Raw genomic sequence first — 15979 nt, 5'->3', positions numbered from 1 at the left:
TTTCTAACGTTTATTTTGTGTAAATTTGATCAAAAATGCCGTTGTCAGCGAAGAATTTCTGTTGGACCTTGGCCCAGCCACCAAATTGCGGGTCGTCAATGGTGACCATTTTCACCGCTGGAAATTCTGACTTGTAGGCTTGGGCGACTTTTTGATTGGTAGGGCGGTAGAAGTTTTGGGCGATGATCCGTTGGGCTTTTGTGCTGTAAAGTTGCTTAATATAAGCATTGGCGACTTTGGTGGTGTGGCGGCTTTTGGCTACTTGATTCACCACGGCCACGGATGGTTCTGTTTTAATGCTGATGCTAGGGGTGACGATTTCGTATTTGCCAGGATGTTCTTTCAACGTAAGCTTAGCTTCGTTTTCCCAAGTGACCAGCACGTCACCTTGTTGATTTTGCACGAAGGTGGTGGTGGCATCGCGACTGCCTGCATCTAAGACAGCCACGTTTTGATACATCTTTTTAACAAACTGTTTGGCGTTTAAATGATGGGCGTTGGCGTAAGCCCAAGCTGCTAAGAAGTTCCAGCGGGCACCCCCTGACGTTTTGGGATTAGGGGTAATCGATTTCACATTTGCTTTGACCAAATCGTCCCAATCTTGAATGTGCTTTGGGTTATTTTTGCGAACTAGAAACACGATGGTGGAGGTGTAAGGTGCTGAATGGTGCGGGTAAGCTTGTTCCCAATTTTTGTCGATTAAACCCGCTTTTTGAATGCTGGTAATGTCCTGGGCGCCGGCTAACGTGACCACATCGGCTTGGTTGCCGTCGATTACGGCGTTGGCTTGCTTGCCACTACCGCCGTTGGAAACGTTGATGTTAATTTGTTGGCCGGTTTTTTGCTGCCAATACTTTTGAAAGTACTGGTCATAAGTGGTATAAAATTCGCGGGTTGGATCGTAGGAAACATTGGTTAAGGTGAGTTTGGTGCTTGCTTGATCAGCTTGATGCAACTGGTGCAAGTAAAAGCCCCAGTAAGCGCCGCCTAAAACGATGATCAGGCCAAAAATGAGGTATAATTTGAATTGCTTTAAACGATGAAACATTTGAACACCTTCCTGACTTGATTCAAAAATAGCATAACGGCGTCACCTAAAATGAACCTTAAGTATCAAAAAAGCGCTCTTTCCATAACGGAAAGGGCGCAAATGCACGGTACCACCTTTACTTTCTGGCCTTGTTGCCAAGGTCAGCTTAGACACAATGTGTCAGTTTGTTAACGGAAACGACGCGTTAGCACTTTACCCGTTGGCTGGGTGCTAAAACACTCAAAGACCATCTTCCAACCAGTGGATTCTTCTGTTTCAGCCATTCAGAAGTCTCTGTTTAATCAACTGGTGTACTCATCTTATCGTTGTGCTTTTCTAATTGAAATTTAATTTAGCTATTATGCTAAGCAATTTGCAAAGGACTTGCAAGTCTTTTCCAATAGTTATTCTTTATCACTTTTTGATGGATCCAAGCGACATTAGTGGTCAAAAAGCTGATAAAATCAAGTATTGTTGCATATAGTCTATTTCTATCAGACCGATTGTGTTTTGAAAAATTGGCGCAGGGCTTGGCTAAAACTTTGACTGATTTCGGACAATTCTTGGTTGGCTTGTCTGAGGATGATCATTTGATTGGCTTGGGTTTGAAGCAAGGGCCGTATCACCAGGCCCTGTCGTTCAGGTTCTGCTAAGATTCCGGTGCCAGCGCCATAAGCTTGGGTTTCATTAATGATGCGGTACATGGTGGCCCGATCACTGGTGGTGATGATTGGCCCTGAGTTAGGTGGGTCCAGTGGATCTTCATCCAGTTCCGTATAAGCCGATTCTTGGGCAAAACGCACTTGCGGGTAAGGGGCGAGATCCGCCAGCGTAATGGTTTTTTTGGCCGCCAGGGGATGGTGTAGGCGCATAAAAATGTGCGTCTCAACCGTGGCTAGCGTTTCATAGGCCAGCTTATTTTGATCAAATAGATTTAACAAGCGTGAGCGGTTGTCGTCATTGAGCAAGAGGATTCCTAGTTCACTGCGATACTGCGCCACATCTTTGATGACGTCTAATGTGGTGCTTTCAAACGCGCGTAAGTATTGATAATCCGGGTATTTGGCCATCATGGCACATAAGATCGGGGCAATAAAATCGTAGTGTTGTCCGGCAACGGAAAAGTAGCGTTGGTGATCGGGATTCACGGTAAACGCGCGGTGCAAATAGGTGACTTCATGCAAAATCTTGCGGGCCTGCCGTACAAAGTCCACGCCAGAAGTGGTTAAGAAGTTGCCTTGTCGGGTGCGCTGGAATAGTTGGGTGTTCAGTTCTTGTTCCAGCTCTTTGATACCATGTGACAGGCTCGGTTGGGAAATATACAGTTTTTTGGCGGCGGCGTGAAAGCTACCGTGATCCGCTACGGCAATCACGTAACGCATTTGTTGTAAGTTCATTTTCTTCACTCCAATAGCAGGCAGTCCACAAAAAAAGCCCCTTGCAGCCGAAGCCACAAAGGGACGAATTGTCGTGTTACCACCCAAATTTATACAGCAGTGCTGTACCTTGATTTCAGTACCAGTTGATACCTAGCCCAGTAACGCAGGCTGACGATGGGCTGCGTGAACAGCGTCATAACTCCAAGTTCATTTTCAGGTTTTGACTTAGTGCCTGTTTCCACTGGCTCAGGCTCGCTGGTCTAAGTTGTTAAACCGTACTCTACTTTTCAACGTTTTAATTAAAATGAGATTAAATTTAGAGTTATCATAACCGGTTTATCAAAGAGCTGTCAAGCAAAATTTGAAAATAAATTTAGGCTTGACTTTAAAAAATAGCGATGTTAGGCTAAAGCCATCTTCAGCAAAGTAAATGACTGAATGATTTCAAAAAATAAATTTAAAGGCTTGACAGGCATTTTAAAACTTGTTATGCTTGCCCCAACAAATACGAAAACGGAAAGGCGTGATGAACATGACAAACTTATTAACAGATAACTTAAGCGCGACACGTGAATTACGTCTTTTTGCACAATTAAATACAGATTGCTGTTGTTGATTCTTATACTTTTTTAGTAGAATCGGCTTATTTTAGTCGATTTCTAGCCCTTGAAAGCGGTTTTCCCGCGAGAAGTCTAAAAAATTTGTATAGGAGTCTTTTTTTATGGCAATCACAACACGAAAAATTCACAATTTTATTCTAATTAGACTTGAATCGACTTTGGATCACGCTTTGCGTGGCGCCCTGCATCTCGGCGGGGTGTTGGCCTACTGTAGGGGCTAAGCTTAGGTTGTGTTGGCAGTTTTGCCACAGGTTTAATGGGTTAAAGGAGTGAATTTCTTTGTTTAAACGGACCTTACAAATCGGAATTTTAAATATCATGCATGATAAGGCACGAACAAACGCCGATTTTCAGCAGGTCTTGACGCAGACCGACCAGCCAGTTGCATTACATTTTTATTATCCAACCATGCATTATCAAGATCGACCAGTGCCCAGCACGGTCCAGGCAGCGCTCGAACCGCTTGACCTTGAAGCGGTGGCGAAGTTGGATGCGTTTATCATTACTGGTGCGCCAATTGAACAGCTCCCATTTGAGCAAATTACTTATTTACCAGAACTCCAAGCGTTATTCGACGTGTTGGCTCATGTGCCACAACGTTTATATTTCTGCTGGGGTGGTATGTTGGCGTTACATGAATTGTATCAAGTCGGCAAGGCAGATCTGCCCCAGAAGTTATTTGGGGTTTATCCTCAAGAGATCTTGGCGCCAAGTCCGTTGTTAAAGGGCCTAGAATCCGGCTTTTTAGCGCCGCATGCACGGTACGCTGAATCATTACGCTCCCAAATTGAAACACACCCGCAATTAAGCTTGAAGGCAACGACCCCAGCAGGTAAGCTCTTCCTAGTCCAAAATCAGCAAGGTAACGAAGCCATGTTATTCTCTCATTTGGAATATCAGGCCGATGGGTTAACCGCTGAATATCGGCGGGAGGTCTCTGCTCATCCAGAACGACATTACCAACAACCTGAAAATCAGTCCGGGCAACCCTTTGCCTGGCAACAGACACAGCAAGTTTTCTTTGAAAATTGGATCAAACAAGTCAGTCACACCGTCAATATGGAGGTTTTAAATTATGGTAAAAGCAACAACTAACGTCACAGACTTAATCGGTAACACACCACTGCTTAAATTACGCAACGTCGTCCCTGAAAATGCAGCCGACGTTTACGTCAAATTAGAGTTCTTCAACCCAGGCTCTTCTATTAAAGATCGGATCGCTTTGGCCATGATCGAAGCGGCCGAACAAGATGGTCGCTTAAAGCCTGGCGATACGATCATTGAACCAACTTCTGGGAACACAGGGATTGGCTTATCCTTAGTCGCCGCTGCCAAGGGTTATCATTTGATTATTGCGATGCCTAAGAGCATGAGTGTTGAACGCCGTAAGTTGATCCAAGGTTATGGCGCTGAATTGATCTTGATCGATGGCGGGATGCCAGATGCGATTAAGAAGGCGCATGAATTAGCCGACGAAAAAGGTTACTTCTTACCATTACAATTTGACAACCCAGCTAACCCGGATATTCACGAAGCCACAACAGGTAAAGAGATTGTGGATGCCTTTGATGGCAAAACACCAGATGCCTTTGTCGCTGGTGTTGGGACAGGTGGGACCTTAACTGGGGTTGGCCGTGCTTTGCGGAAAGTTAACCCAGATGTTGCAGTCTACGCCCTTGAAGCCGCTGAGTCACCAATTTTAAAGGAAGGTCATGGCGGCAAGCATAAGATCCAAGGCATTAGCGCTGGTTTTGTACCAAATGTGTTGGACACGGATTTGTACAACGACATTATTGAAGTCACCAGTGATCAAGCCATTGATATGGCGCATGAAGTGAGCCATAAAGAAGGTTTCTTACCAGGCATCTCAGCTGGTGCCAACATTTTCGGTGCCATTGAACTGGCTAAGAAATTAGGCAAAGGCAAAGCAGTTGTCACCGTTGCCCCAGATAACGGCGAACGTTACTTATCAACGGATCTGTTTAAAGATTAATCAAGCAATGGCTCATTTGCCACTCGCAAAAACAGCAGGCGCACTCATGTGTGGGCCTGCTGTTTTTTTGTGGGACGAATGAAAAACGGCGTTTTCCTGTATATCGAGAGATATCACAGGGAACGAGTATCCGATAGCCATTAGAGATTCTAGGAAAACTGTTTTATTAATGATATTTTCCTTGAAATAATTGGGAATGTGGACCAATTCTAACGAAGCGGATCACTGGATTTGTATGATGGGTTTTATAAATCACCAGAACATCCACTTTGCCGTCAGATAAATGGAATTCAAGTAAATTATTATAGTTGCCACCCTTGTTGTTCAATAAATGTGGTGTATAAGCCTCAGTTACCTGGCCAGTCTTAATAAGTAAATCAAATGCTGATAGTAGATCGTTCATTAATTCTGGATATTGTCGTTTAAATTGTGCGTAATCACGTTTAAATTAAGCTTCAAATTTTAATTCATAAAGCATTTTATTTTTCATCCTGATCAAGATAGGCTAAGGCTGACTTGGCGTCTGTAAAACTTGGTGTATGATCTGGAATTAATCCAAGCGCTTTTGCTTCTGCTTCAACAATTGCGCGACGCGTTGTTTCATTGGGTTGTGCTTCTGGGGTTAACACTTCAAATGGTACTTTATTTTGAATGACAAACTGACGAATTGCTAAGTTTAAATAACCATTTAATGTTAATCCAGTTTCTTTTAGACGTTTATCTAAGTCCTTTTTTAATGCATCATCAATTCGGATTGTTGTTGTACTCATCATAATCACCTCTGTCAATAGTATATCATAAGTAGTTCATTTAATAATCGTATTTGCAATCAAAAAACGGCGTTTCCCTCATAGGAGGGTAATGCCGTTTTTAATTTACAGTAAATGGGCCAGCCAACCGCCGCCGTAAACCAGGATGAAGCTGTAGGCGAGAATGGTGGCTGGTTTGCCTAGGAGAATGATCAGGCTAAACGTTTTATAGGACATTTTCGTGAGGCCGGCTAACATGCACAGCGCGTCATCTGGCGCAACAGGTAAGAAAATGGCTAAGGCGAAAAGCTTGGTGAAATGTTTTTGGTCACTGACCCAGCCAATGTATTTGTCGTAAGTTTTAGGTTGAATTAAATGTTGGATCAGCGGTTTGCCATAGTAACGGCTCAGGCTAAAGGCGATCAGCGAGCCGAGCACAATACCGATGTAATTGTACAAAAAGCCGTTTACCGGGCCGAAAATCAACACACCGGCGGCTAAACTTAAACCACCAGGAATAATCGGCACCACCACTTGCACGATTTGTAAGAGAATGAAGATCAGCGGGCCTAGAATCACGCGTTGGCCCACCAGACCTTGCAAAACAGCTGTATTTTTAAAAGCACCGATTTGATAACAATAAATAGCGAACCAAATTGAAAATCCTAAACCGGCTAATGAAATAATATTAATTAAACGTCGTGGGACTGCTGGTTTCAAAAATTGATGGCCCCTTTCAATCGTAGCTTAGCTAAAGTTATACCTGATTTTAACAGGCTTGTCAGCAAAAATGCTCGGTCAAGAGACTGATTCTGTTGTAAAAAAAATTTAAATCAGGGGTTTTAATCGAATTCCAATTGTTTTATAATGAAAACAATATTTTTCGATGAAGAGATGACTTAAATCCTCATTTGCGCAGAGAGCCTCAGATGCTGAAACGGGGTCAAACGGGATTTAAGAAATGGTCTTGGAGAAAATCAAATTCTGAATAACTTGCGTTTAGCGCGCGATAATGCGCTTTTAAGTGGAGCTTTATGGGCTCAAACAAGGTGGTACCACGCGGCAGCGTCCTTTCTATATCAGAAGGGGCGCTTTTTTTATTTTAGAAAAGAAAAAGAGGAAGATTAAAATGACAGAAAACAGACGGCATGTTTCATTAGAAACCGAATTAGCACAGGCAGGCAATCGAAGTGACGAAGACAATACTAAAAGTATTTCAGCGCCATTGTACTTTTCAACGGCTTTCCGCCATGATGAATTAAACAGTGAATTAGGACCGTGTGATTACTCACGGGTGGCGACGCCGACGCGGACGATTTTAGAAGACGTTTTGGCAAAACTGGAACACGGGGTACAAGCCTTTGCGCTGTCTTCCGGGATGGCGGCCATTCAGCTGGTCTTTTCACAATTTAAAACTGGCGATTTAATCATTACCTCCAACGATTTATATGGTGGCTCCTTCCGTTTCTTTGATCAGTTGACCAGTCATTATGGGATTCGCTTTGAATTGTGGGACGGTCACGATGATGCCGCTTTACGAAAATTGTGTGCCGAAAAGCCGAAAGCGTTGTGGATTGAAACGCCCTCCAACCCAACCATGAAAGTCATCGATATTCACAAGGCTGCTGAAACCGTGCATGAATTCGGGGCCCAATTGATCGTGGATAATACCTTCTACACCCCGTTGTTGCAGCAACCATTAGTTGAAGGTGCCGATATTGTGGTCCACAGTGCCACGAAATTCTTAGGCGGTCATAATGATTTATTGGCCGGTGCCGTGATGGTGCGGGAACAAAAATTAGCAGACGAATTGGCTGAAAACTTTATTACCACTGGGACGAATTTAGCACCATTTGACTGTTGGCTGCTATTGCGGAGTTTAAAGACCTTGCCGTTACGGCTGCGTCAACAAGAGGCCAACGCCCAAGGTTTGGTGAAAGTGTTGGCAGCGTCAGCCCAAGTTGAAAAAGTGCTTTATCCTGGACATGGCGGCATGATCAGCTTTTATATCAACCCAGCCATCGATGTGGAACAATTTTTATTAAAGCTACAGGTGATCTCATTTGCTGAAAGTTTAGGTGGCGTTGAAAGCTTGATCACCGTGCCGGCTTTGCGGACCCACGCTGAAATGCCTGAGACGCAACGTTTAGCCTTAGGAATCACGCCAAACTTATTGCGGTTATCTGTAGGTGTCGAAGCATTAACCGATTTAAGTGAGGATTTAAAACAAGCCTTGGCCGAATAGCGTATAATGAAGGAAAAACAAAGTGAGGTTCCTGAATGAAACTTTCTGATTTTTTCCAAACGGCCTTAATTGAAGGCACACCGGTGATGGATACGGATTATGAATTAAAGGCCAATTACCATGCAGGCTTACAAATTCCATTGCCTAAAGTGGCACAAGTGTATGCGGCTTATTTTTACACCACCCGTTATGTGACCCAAAATTTTGAATTAAACAAAATGGAGATTGCCGACATTGCAGATGAATTTGGCGTGCAATTGACCAACCAATCCTTTCAACAAACGTTAAAGCGCATTGTGGTTGCAGTTGATGTGCAACCCAGTCAAAAAGTGGTGGCGTTAACGTTTCAAGAAGTACCGGGTGCTAAAAAATAAAGCACTGCGCAATTTGCGCAGTGCTTTATTTTTTAGCGCACCACCAGTGCCACTTCTGACGGTAGGTTTTTGCGTAAGTCTTCGACTAAGGTTTCTAAAGATTGGGAGAAATTTAAGCGAATGTTGCGGCCATTGCGTTTTAAGGTGAAAATGGCAATGGTAAAGTGTTTTTCACCTGGCATGGGCCGGGATGTTAAGGTGACGGCTGCCAGATCAGTGTAGCGAACGGTGACGCCATAAAAGATGCCATTGGTGATCACCCGGTCTTCTGCTAAACCACCAACACCAGACATGACATTTAAGAGGATAAATAGTGCCACCATGACCATGTAGGTGAAACCAGGTATCGCGTACATCACTAACATGAAACCAAAAATCACACCGTAGCCTAAAGCGAAGTAGTTGTAGCGGGCGTGAAAGGTGATTTTTGATTGGCGGTAAACGGTAAAGCCAGCACTGGCTAGAAAAATCAAATCCAAAAGAACCCAGAAAAAGTTCATTGTAGCCTCCTATAAAATCGTCGTTGGTTGTGATACTTGTGAAGGTACGTGGTAAGTTGCAGGATTCGCAACATTGAGGTACCTTAAATGAAGAAAAGTTTGTAGCACCATTATACCCGATTTAGACGAAACATGCTTTGGCTTTGCCGTTTACGGTGGGATTGGTGCGCAACAAAGTGCTTTGGCACCCTGAAATCAATTGATTTTGTTAAGATAAATTAAAGGACATAGGTGATGAGATGACAACTTGCTATTTTGTACGCCATGGTATTACAGAAATTAATGTTGCAAAGAAGGTCAACGGTGGTTTAGTGAATTCCCAACTAACTGCAGACGGTACTGCTGGGGCGCGAGCAGCCGGGCAGGCCTTGAAAGCGGTAGCGTTTGATGCTGTTTACAGCAGTCCCCAACGCCGGGCGATTGCAACGGCGGAATTGGTGTTACAGCCCAACGTGCATCAGCAGCGCACGCGCCAAGCGATTCGCTTAAATGAAGCGTTACGTGAAATGTCGTTAGGTGATTGGGAAGGCCATTTGATCAGTGATTTTGCCAAGCATGAGCAGTTTGATAAATTCACATTGGCGCCGGATCAATTTGATCCCAGTGAATTTCATGGTGAAACGTATGCCCAATTAGCGGCGCGTGGGGTCCATTTCATGCAACGGGTCACATATGAAAATCCCACGGGCACGTTGTTGATCGTCGGACACGGCACCATGTTGACGGTGCTAACGCGTACGTTATTAGGGGTGCCTTTATCTGATATTATGCAAGATGGCTTGCTGAACAACGCCAGTATTACGGTTTTGGAAACGCAAGATAGCCAACACTATGACTGTAAACGATGGAATGACACCAGTTTTATGAAGGGGCAATATGATGGCAGTCAATTCAAAAGCAACGAATTTTTTTAGTCTGATCCAACAAGAATGGGTGTTGGTTGATTTTTGGGCGGCGTGGTGTACGCCGTGCCAAAAAACGACGCCTATTTTATTAGCCTGTGAAAAAGAAATTCCCGCTGTCCACGTGGTGCGGGTTAACGTTGATGAAGAACCGACGATTGCGGAAAAATGCCAGGTCCAAGGGTTGCCGACATTAATGATTTTTCACAATGGCAAACCTGTTCGGCGCGTAGCGGGCTATCAACCTAAGGAACGGGTGCGCGCCGCTTTAGCCGATTTAAATGTTTTTTAATGAGAGGAAAACGCTTTAAAATAGGCATTCTTTTGACTTTGTTTCAGCGTATCCGGTATAATGAAGGGTAACACGTGGAGTGAATCGACAGATTCCGCCGTGTAATCTGGAGGAAATTTTGTGATAATTCGAGAAGCAACAGCCGATGATGCGGGCCAGATAGCCCCGTTAATTAACCTAATTTTTGATGAGATGCAGTTAGACGAGTTGGAAGACGTTCCAGACGGTGACTTGCTGAAGGTCATCAGGGCCGCTTACCAGACCAAAGATTATTTGTCGGGTAAGGCTACGACCGTGGTGGCCGTCATCAACCAAAAGATCGTCGGGGTGGCCTTTGGCTATCCAGATAAGTACGAAGCCGATGTGGATGAGATCATGACCAAGTTGTCAGCACACACACCAGGCTTCGGCGACGAGCCTTTAGAATTAGAATCGGAGACTTTTGCAGGCGAATGGTATTTGGATTCAATTGCCGTTGATCCAGACTACCAAGGCCGTGGCATTGGCGGTCAGTTACTGGCTGCTTTACCGCGGTACGTCAAACGCGACGGCATGGCAACCATCGGCTTAAACGTCGATTTTGCCAACCCAGGCGCCAAGAAATTGTACCAGCACCATCAATATCAAGTGGTGGGCACAATGACCATTGGCGACCATCAATATTACCATATGCAACACCGGCTGGTACCGGAACGTGTGGCAATGGTGGGATAATAAACGAAATCAGTTATGAGTAGCGGAATCACTGGCCAGCGCCGGTGGTTCTTTTTTTGCAACAAAAAAGCGTTGGCATCATGGCCAACGCTAGGTTTAAATACGAGCTGATTTTGACGCAAATTTTGTTTTTAAAAAGCCGACAATGGCAGGAATCAAGGAGACCACCACGATTCCGATGATCACCGCAGAAAAGTGCGCTTTGACCACTGGAATGTTGCCGAAGAAGTAGCCTGCCGCGCTACAAATGAAGACCCAAGCAAAGCAGGCAATCAAATTGTAACGCACAAATTTCCGATAAGGAAACCCTGAGCCAGCGGCGACAAAAGGCACAAAGGTCCGAATGATCGGCATAAAGCGGGCTAAAATAATGGACATGGCGCCGTGTTTTTCGAAAAATTCCTGTCCCTTGGCTAAACTATCTTCATTGAGGAAACGTTTAAACCAAGTAAAGCGCGATAGAATTTTTTCAGCGTTGTGACCGATCCAGTAGTTAGACGAGTCACCGGCAATACAGGCGATGAGAAAGGCGATCACAAACCAACTAATGTGCAGGTGATACACGGGGTTCGCAGCCAATGCAGCAGCGGCGAATAAAAGTGAATCCCCTGGCAAAAATGGTAAAATCACCACACCTGTTTCAATAAAGATAATCGCGAATAGAATAAAATAGGATGAATTTCCAAAGGTATTCACGATGTTGACCAGGTGATTATCAATATGCAACACAAAATCAATTAAAGCACTCACTGCGGCATTCCCCTCCAAGTTAAGTTACTGAGGGTAGTGTACCAAAAAAAAGGTGTCTTGTCTCAGAATATTACGGAACATTGCACTTTTTTAATTATTCCAGTGGGCCTTCATCAATCCGGTTATAATAGGCGATTTCAATGCCATTTTCATTGATCAATAACTTGGTGACGCAACCGTTACGTGGGCTTTTAGTCACATCATATTGACCGTCACCATATTTGGCCACAATACTGCGCATGGTGGTGCCGTGGCTGACCAATAAAATGTGATCGCCAGGCTGATTTTCTTTGCGTAGTAAATCAAAGCCTAACAATAAGCGGGCCCAGTATTCCGTGCTGTTTTCAGCATCATGGAATGGGTCAGCGGCCTTCATAAAGTCCTTGGATTTATCAATGGAATATTTCGTGACGATTTCGCCGAAACTGCCGGCACCATGTGGCGCACCGGCCATATGCCAAGCTTGGTTAGAAGGTTCACCTTCGAAATAACCGTAAAATTGTTCCCGGAAATAAGGAATGTCTTGCGGCTTCGCCACTTCAGAGGCCTGGTTGGCGTTTAAAATGAGTTGCGCCGTGCTGCGTGCCCGAGTGGTATCGCTGGAATAGGCCCGATCAAAGTGGATCTGTGCCAAGCGCTTGCCAGTTGATTCAGCGTCCAGAATGCCTTTTTCAGTTAAAGGTGAGTCGGCCCAGCCTTGCATGCGGTTATAGCGATTGAAGTACGTTTGGCCATGGCGGACAAAGTAAACGGTGATATTCTTCATTGATAGTTAACCTCACTTTAAATTTAATTAAGTCACCTTCATTATACGCGGGTTTAATTCAAAAGCGAAAGGGCTAAATCACACGTGCACCTAGCACGCCTTTGAAATGGGCTAAGGCCCAAGCTTGGCCAGCATCGGTTAAAGTGGCGACGGCATTTTCATGGATCACCAATTGATAGCCAAGATTGTAGGCGCTAACGGCAGTGTGCAGCACGCAAATATCTGTGCACACGCCAGCTAAATGTAACGTGGTGATGTGGCGTTCCCGCAAGCGTAAGTCTAAATCAGTGCCTGCAAAAGCGGAATAGCGTGTTTTGTCAAATTGACGGACTTTGGCGGCTGTTTGATGCTGCTCAAACCAAGGCTTTAAAGGCCCGTAAAGTGCGCGGCCCCAAGTGTCATGCACGTTGTGAGGCGGAAATAGGTTGGTTTCCGGATGATACGGATCGTGCGGCTGATGGACATCGGTTGGCAAATAAACCCAACCGCCATCGGCCAGCATGTGATCGGCTAAGGCGACAATGTTGGTGGCTAAAGCCTGGGCAGGTTTGCCGCAAGTTAAAGCACCGTTATCGGCAACAAAATCGTTGGTGTAATCAATGATCAATAATGCTTCTGTTTGACGCATCAAAAGGACCCCTTTTTCAGTATTGGCTTGATTGTCCCACACTTTATCAATCTGTCAAGACACTAAAAAAGCCGCATCGCTGCGACTGATTCACCCAAATAATCTTCTTCCCAATCTTATTATACTGAATTTTAACGGTAAACAATAGCTTTAATCAAAAAACAGCCAACTAGCGTTAGCTGTTTGGACGAGTTAATCATTAAAGTTGCCTGTTTCCACGTCCTTGATAAACTGACTCAGATGGTCAAAATAAACAGGCGCGTTGTCGATCATATGGTGATGCCCACCGTTTGGTGTAGTCACCAAACGGGCGTGTGGAACTTGTTGGGCCATGCGTTCAGCGGTTGGCAATGGCATAGTTTCGTGTTCCCCAAAAGTCAACAAGGTTGGCACCTTGATGTTTTGAATTTGGTCGCGAATATCCCATGACTTCAGTTTTCCTGTGATCACGAATTCATTATTTCCTTGGAAGTCGTTGTAAACTGGGGTGGCCATGGTGCTGACCAAGTGGCGAATGGCGGTTGGTTGTTTGCGGTCCACGTAACCAGCATTTAAAATATCAACGTAACTTTGATAACGTTCGTTATCCAGGTCATTACGTTCTTCGCAATCTTTCATATAAGCCACTGCTTCAGGCGCCAAGGCGGTTTCCCGGATCTTGTTAATGTTCACCACGTATTCATCGATGTTGTCCACCATGCTGGAAATGATCGCACCTTTTAAATGCTGCCCATATTTCAAGGCATACAGCATGGTTAAGGCGCCACCCCAAGATTGACCAATTAAATAGAAGTTATCCAAGCCGAGTTTCTGCCGGACTTCTTCTACTTCATCCAAATAGTAATCGTAGGATAAGAAACGTTTATTCTCAGGCTTTGAAAAGTCAGGTTGGTCAGAATACCAAGATCCAAGTTGATCATACATGGATACTTGGACCCCCATTGGGGCTAACTTTTGATAGAAGTTTTCATAGTATTCATGGTTGCCGCCAGGGCCACCGTGTAAGGTTAACAGTTGAATATCGCCGATTCCATCGGTGTGGGTCCACAAATGATAGCCGTTGTCTAATGTAATAATGTGTGTTCCATTTTCAGGCATTTATATCACGCTTCCTTAAAATATATTAGCCTTAGTTTAGCATATTCTCATGAGAAAGTTACAATCCCGTGCTGGTATTTCCTTATTTCCTAAAAATTGGTAAAGCTGGCCTGCACGGCCCTTTATGGGCTAGAAGTTCGGTATAATAGGGCAAAATACAAATGAGGTGTCATCATGAAAATCAAAAAATGGCAACGTGGTGCTTTGGCGCTGATGCTGGCCACGACCTTACTGAGCACGGCCACCATTGCTTTAGCAGATACAACCACTGATGCGACTGCGGCTTCGACATCGGTGGTCAATGAACGTTGGGGTAAGCCAACGTTCGTTTATGGTGGCGGGTTAAATGCCAGTGAACTGACCCAAACCAAGTCGTTGTTAAACATTGATGATTCAGCTGTGAAAACCGAAAGTGTCACCGGTAGTGACTTAGTCCATTATTTAGGTAGTGGTTCTGGCGATACTAGCGTGATGATCTCGTCCGTTTTGGTGACCCGAGAGGACAGTGGTCACGGGATCACGGTGAAAATTGACACGCCGAACAACATTACCCAGATCACAGCAGAAGAATACAAAAATCCGCTGATCACGGCGGGTATCAAAGACGCCACCATTGAAGTGGCCAGCGTCAAGCCGGTCACCGGTGAAAGTGCCTTAACTGGGATCTATAAAGCCTTTGATAGCAATGGCGAAACCGTCGATCCGGATCGGGCAGCCTTAGGACAAGAAGAATTGGAAACTACCAACACCATTGCCCAAGATGCCGTTCAACAGCAACAAGATCAAACGAGTGGGCAATCCAGCAGCGAACAATCGCAGGATGCTAAAAAAATCAAGCTGCAATTGTCCAATACTATTACAGAAATCAAACAAAATTTAGCGAAAAATAAAGACGCTAGCAGCAGCCAAGTGACGACGATTGTGAATAACGCCATTTCGAATAACAATCTGACCAACGTGATCAGCCAAACCAACGTGAATAAATTAGTGACCTTGGCTAAAAAGTACCAAACCACGTCAGGCGTTTTAAGCGATAGTTCACTGTCGCAGTTGACCAAGGCTAAATCCAGTATTAGCTCCGCTTTAAGCAAGGCCGGCGGTTATTTGAAAACCGCACAAAATTCCAGTTGGTGGCACCGTTTAGTCAATTGGGTGAAAACCACGTGGCAGTCGATTTTTGGCTAGTGGTTTAAAAAACGTTCCGGGGAAAAGTTTCCCTGGAACGTTTTTTGTTACGCCAACAACAGTTGATACAACTTTAACCCTAAGTCGCTCATCGCGTTGATTTGTTGCGCTTGTTGGCCGTTTTGAGAGAGCACCACGGCCACAAAGGCGCCGTTGTTATTTTTGATCAAGGCAGCGTCGTTTTGGACGCCGTAGTCGGGGTATTCGCCGGTTTTGTTATAGACGGTGGTGCCGGTGGGTAATTGAGCCGGCAGTTTTTCGTGATTCTTCGTTTGGGCCAGAATGCTTAAAATAGCGTTATCGTCAGTGGATAGAACGCTGGACTCGATAAACCATGATAATAGCAGTCTTTATGATCATTAGTGATCGTTTTTGATTAAATTGGCTACGTTTGCTGTTAAATTACCGTTGTGAGGTGTCAAAAGTTGAGATAATGAGTAAGCTGTGATGACAGCCTCTTTATTTTGATTTTTGGGAACGTGAGTGTAAATGTTTAACGTTGTTTGAGCAACCGGTCCGGAACCTCTTTGATGGATGCACCTCCGGCAAATAAGGTGGAAGTGTGTGTGTCGGAACCCATGTACAGTAATAGGTTTTAGACTAGTTCCATCAATTAGTACATGTAACCACTTAGCGGGACAGTTCAGAACTTTATGACGGTTATAACGATTTGCAAACATCCTAAAATGTAATAAACACCACTAAAAGAGTCCAGTACTGGTTTTAATAACATCATTGGGCGTTAATTTACTCT

Annotated in this window: 18 protein-coding genes and 1 pseudogene; 8 read left to right on the top strand and 11 right to left on the bottom strand. The window is 44.5% G+C overall.

Annotated elements, in window-relative coordinates:
- Nucleotides 1-10 precede the first annotated feature (10 nt).
- Together FC07_RS09685 and FC07_RS09680 are read right to left on the bottom strand one after the other, a co-directional pair.
- Entirely contained in the window at nt 11-1048 is a 1038-nt protein-coding gene (locus tag FC07_RS09685) for a sulfate ABC transporter substrate-binding protein (protein WP_057904904.1), read from the bottom strand.
- A 476-nt stretch (nt 1049-1524) separates the two neighbouring features.
- Nucleotides 1525-2427, bottom strand: a complete 903-nt coding sequence (locus tag FC07_RS09680) for a LysR family transcriptional regulator (RefSeq protein WP_057904903.1) — start codon at nt 2425-2427, stop codon at nt 1525-1527.
- Between the two features lie 881 nt (nt 2428-3308).
- On the opposite strand from FC07_RS09680, the gene FC07_RS09675 reads away from it, so the two are divergent.
- Together FC07_RS09675 and cysK are read left to right on the top strand one after the other, a co-directional pair.
- Complete coding sequence (locus FC07_RS09675) at nt 3309-4124, top strand: homoserine O-acetyltransferase/O-succinyltransferase family protein (protein ID WP_057904902.1); 816 nt, start codon at nt 3309-3311, stop codon at nt 4122-4124.
- Entirely contained in the window at nt 4105-5022 is a 918-nt protein-coding gene (gene cysK, locus FC07_RS09670) for a cysteine synthase A (RefSeq protein WP_057904901.1), read from the top strand. The genes FC07_RS09675 and cysK overlap by 20 nt, the downstream gene beginning before the upstream one ends.
- Before the next feature lie 166 nt (nt 5023-5188).
- On the opposite strand, the pseudogene FC07_RS15650 reads toward cysK, so the two are convergent.
- From FC07_RS15650 to FC07_RS09660, 3 genes and pseudogenes are all read right to left on the bottom strand, one after another.
- Nucleotides 5189-5458, bottom strand: a pseudogene (locus FC07_RS15650) (type II toxin-antitoxin system YafQ family toxin); the annotation flags it as partial.
- A 43-nt stretch (nt 5459-5501) separates the two neighbouring features.
- Entirely contained in the window at nt 5502-5795 is a 294-nt protein-coding gene (locus FC07_RS09665) for a type II toxin-antitoxin system RelB/DinJ family antitoxin (protein ID WP_338040227.1), read from the bottom strand.
- Nucleotides 5796-5897: 102 nt separating this feature from the next.
- Nucleotides 5898-6491, bottom strand: a complete 594-nt coding sequence (locus FC07_RS09660) for a TVP38/TMEM64 family protein (protein WP_057904899.1) — start codon at nt 6489-6491, stop codon at nt 5898-5900.
- A gap of 409 nt (nt 6492-6900) precedes the next feature.
- Between FC07_RS09660 and FC07_RS09655 the strand changes: the two genes are divergently transcribed.
- Together FC07_RS09655 and FC07_RS09650 are read left to right on the top strand one after the other, a co-directional pair.
- Nucleotides 6901-8016 carry a PLP-dependent transferase gene (locus tag FC07_RS09655; protein ID WP_057904898.1) on the top strand — a complete coding sequence of 372 codons (1116 nt, stop codon included), beginning with the start codon at nt 6901-6903 and terminating at the stop codon, nt 8014-8016.
- Between the two features lie 35 nt (nt 8017-8051).
- The gene (locus tag FC07_RS09650) at nt 8052-8390 is read left to right on the top strand and encodes a hypothetical protein (protein WP_057904897.1); all 339 of its coding nucleotides are present in this window, start codon (nt 8052-8054) and stop codon (nt 8388-8390) included.
- 32 nt (nt 8391-8422) lie between these two features.
- Here FC07_RS09650 and FC07_RS09645 read toward each other — a convergent pair whose 3' ends face one another.
- Nucleotides 8423-8890 (bottom strand): hypothetical protein, encoded by a 468-nt coding sequence (locus tag FC07_RS09645; protein ID WP_057904896.1) that lies wholly within the window; start codon nt 8888-8890, stop codon nt 8423-8425.
- Nucleotides 8891-9129: 239 nt separating this feature from the next.
- Here FC07_RS09645 and FC07_RS09640 point away from each other — a divergent pair, with 239 nt between their 5' ends.
- The 3 genes from FC07_RS09640 (at nt 9130) to FC07_RS09630 (ending at nt 10798) form a co-directional block, all read left to right on the top strand.
- A complete protein-coding gene (locus FC07_RS09640) occupies nt 9130-9804 on the top strand; it encodes a histidine phosphatase family protein (RefSeq protein ID WP_057904895.1) in 675 nt (224 codons plus the stop codon).
- The gene (gene trxA / locus FC07_RS09635; protein WP_235807497.1) at nt 9770-10084 is read left to right on the top strand and encodes a thioredoxin; all 315 of its coding nucleotides are present in this window, start codon (nt 9770-9772) and stop codon (nt 10082-10084) included. The genes FC07_RS09640 and trxA overlap by 35 nt, the downstream gene beginning before the upstream one ends.
- A gap of 120 nt (nt 10085-10204) precedes the next feature.
- Nucleotides 10205-10798, top strand: coding sequence for a GNAT family N-acetyltransferase (locus tag FC07_RS09630; protein ID WP_057904893.1), 594 nt, complete (start codon nt 10205-10207; stop codon nt 10796-10798).
- A gap of 96 nt (nt 10799-10894) precedes the next feature.
- On the opposite strand, the gene FC07_RS09625 is transcribed toward FC07_RS09630, so the two are convergent.
- From FC07_RS09625 to FC07_RS09610, 4 genes are all read right to left on the bottom strand, one after another.
- A complete protein-coding gene (locus FC07_RS09625; RefSeq protein WP_057904892.1) occupies nt 10895-11548 on the bottom strand; it encodes a VTT domain-containing protein in 654 nt (217 codons plus the stop codon).
- A 94-nt stretch (nt 11549-11642) separates the two neighbouring features.
- Complete coding sequence (locus tag FC07_RS09620; RefSeq protein ID WP_057904891.1) at nt 11643-12314, bottom strand: histidine phosphatase family protein; 672 nt, start codon at nt 12312-12314, stop codon at nt 11643-11645.
- Nucleotides 12315-12387: 73 nt separating this feature from the next.
- The gene (locus FC07_RS09615; protein WP_057904890.1) at nt 12388-12942 is read right to left on the bottom strand and encodes a cysteine hydrolase family protein; all 555 of its coding nucleotides are present in this window, start codon (nt 12940-12942) and stop codon (nt 12388-12390) included.
- Nucleotides 12943-13134: 192 nt separating this feature from the next.
- Nucleotides 13135-14040, bottom strand: a complete 906-nt coding sequence (locus FC07_RS09610) for a proline-specific peptidase family protein (RefSeq protein ID WP_057904889.1) — start codon at nt 14038-14040, stop codon at nt 13135-13137.
- Nucleotides 14041-14214: 174 nt separating this feature from the next.
- Between FC07_RS09610 and FC07_RS09605 the strand changes: the two genes are divergently transcribed.
- A complete protein-coding gene (locus FC07_RS09605; protein ID WP_057904888.1) occupies nt 14215-15225 on the top strand; it encodes a DUF1002 domain-containing protein in 1011 nt (336 codons plus the stop codon).
- A gap of 47 nt (nt 15226-15272) precedes the next feature.
- Here the strand turns inward: FC07_RS09605 and FC07_RS16310 are convergent, their stop codons facing one another.
- On the bottom strand, nt 15273-15518 hold the full coding sequence (locus FC07_RS16310) for a serine hydrolase (RefSeq protein WP_338047624.1): 246 nt from the start codon (nt 15516-15518) through the stop codon (nt 15273-15275).
- Nucleotides 15519-15979 lie beyond the last annotated feature (461 nt).

It is taken from the genome of Loigolactobacillus bifermentans DSM 20003 (assembly GCF_001434575.1).
GTDB classification, from domain to species: domain Bacteria; phylum Bacillota; class Bacilli; order Lactobacillales; family Lactobacillaceae; genus Loigolactobacillus; species Loigolactobacillus bifermentans.
The sequence above is the reverse complement of the archived record's forward strand: the minus strand, read 5'-3'. Positions and strand labels throughout refer to the sequence as shown.

Coding starts and splice junctions, on each gene's coding strand:
- FC07_RS09605 (WP_057904888.1), top strand. CDS start 14,215: ATGAAAATCAAAAAATGGCAACGTGGTGCTTTGGCGCTGATGCTGGCC.
- FC07_RS09640 (WP_057904895.1), top strand. CDS start 9,130: ATGACAACTTGCTATTTTGTACGCCATGGTATTACAGAAATTAATGTT.
- FC07_RS09655 (WP_057904898.1), top strand. CDS start 6,901: ATGACAGAAAACAGACGGCATGTTTCATTAGAAACCGAATTAGCACAG.
- FC07_RS09680 (WP_057904903.1), bottom strand. CDS start 2,427: ATGAACTTACAACAAATGCGTTACGTGATTGCCGTAGCGGATCACGGT.
- FC07_RS09650 (WP_057904897.1), top strand. CDS start 8,052: ATGAAACTTTCTGATTTTTTCCAAACGGCCTTAATTGAAGGCACACCG.
- FC07_RS09615 (WP_057904890.1), bottom strand. CDS start 12,942: ATGCGTCAAACAGAAGCATTATTGATCATTGATTACACCAACGATTTT.
- trxA (WP_235807497.1), top strand. CDS start 9,770: ATGGCAGTCAATTCAAAAGCAACGAATTTTTTTAGTCTGATCCAACAA.
- FC07_RS09620 (WP_057904891.1), bottom strand. CDS start 12,314: ATGAAGAATATCACCGTTTACTTTGTCCGCCATGGCCAAACGTACTTC.
- FC07_RS09610 (WP_057904889.1), bottom strand. CDS start 14,040: ATGCCTGAAAATGGAACACACATTATTACATTAGACAACGGCTATCAT.
- cysK (WP_057904901.1), top strand. CDS start 4,105: ATGGTAAAAGCAACAACTAACGTCACAGACTTAATCGGTAACACACCA.
- FC07_RS09665 (WP_338040227.1), bottom strand. CDS start 5,795: ATGATGAGTACAACAACAATCCGAATTGATGATGCATTAAAAAAGGAC.
- FC07_RS09645 (WP_057904896.1), bottom strand. CDS start 8,890: ATGAACTTTTTCTGGGTTCTTTTGGATTTGATTTTTCTAGCCAGTGCT.
- FC07_RS09685 (WP_057904904.1), bottom strand. CDS start 1,048: ATGTTTCATCGTTTAAAGCAATTCAAATTATACCTCATTTTTGGCCTG.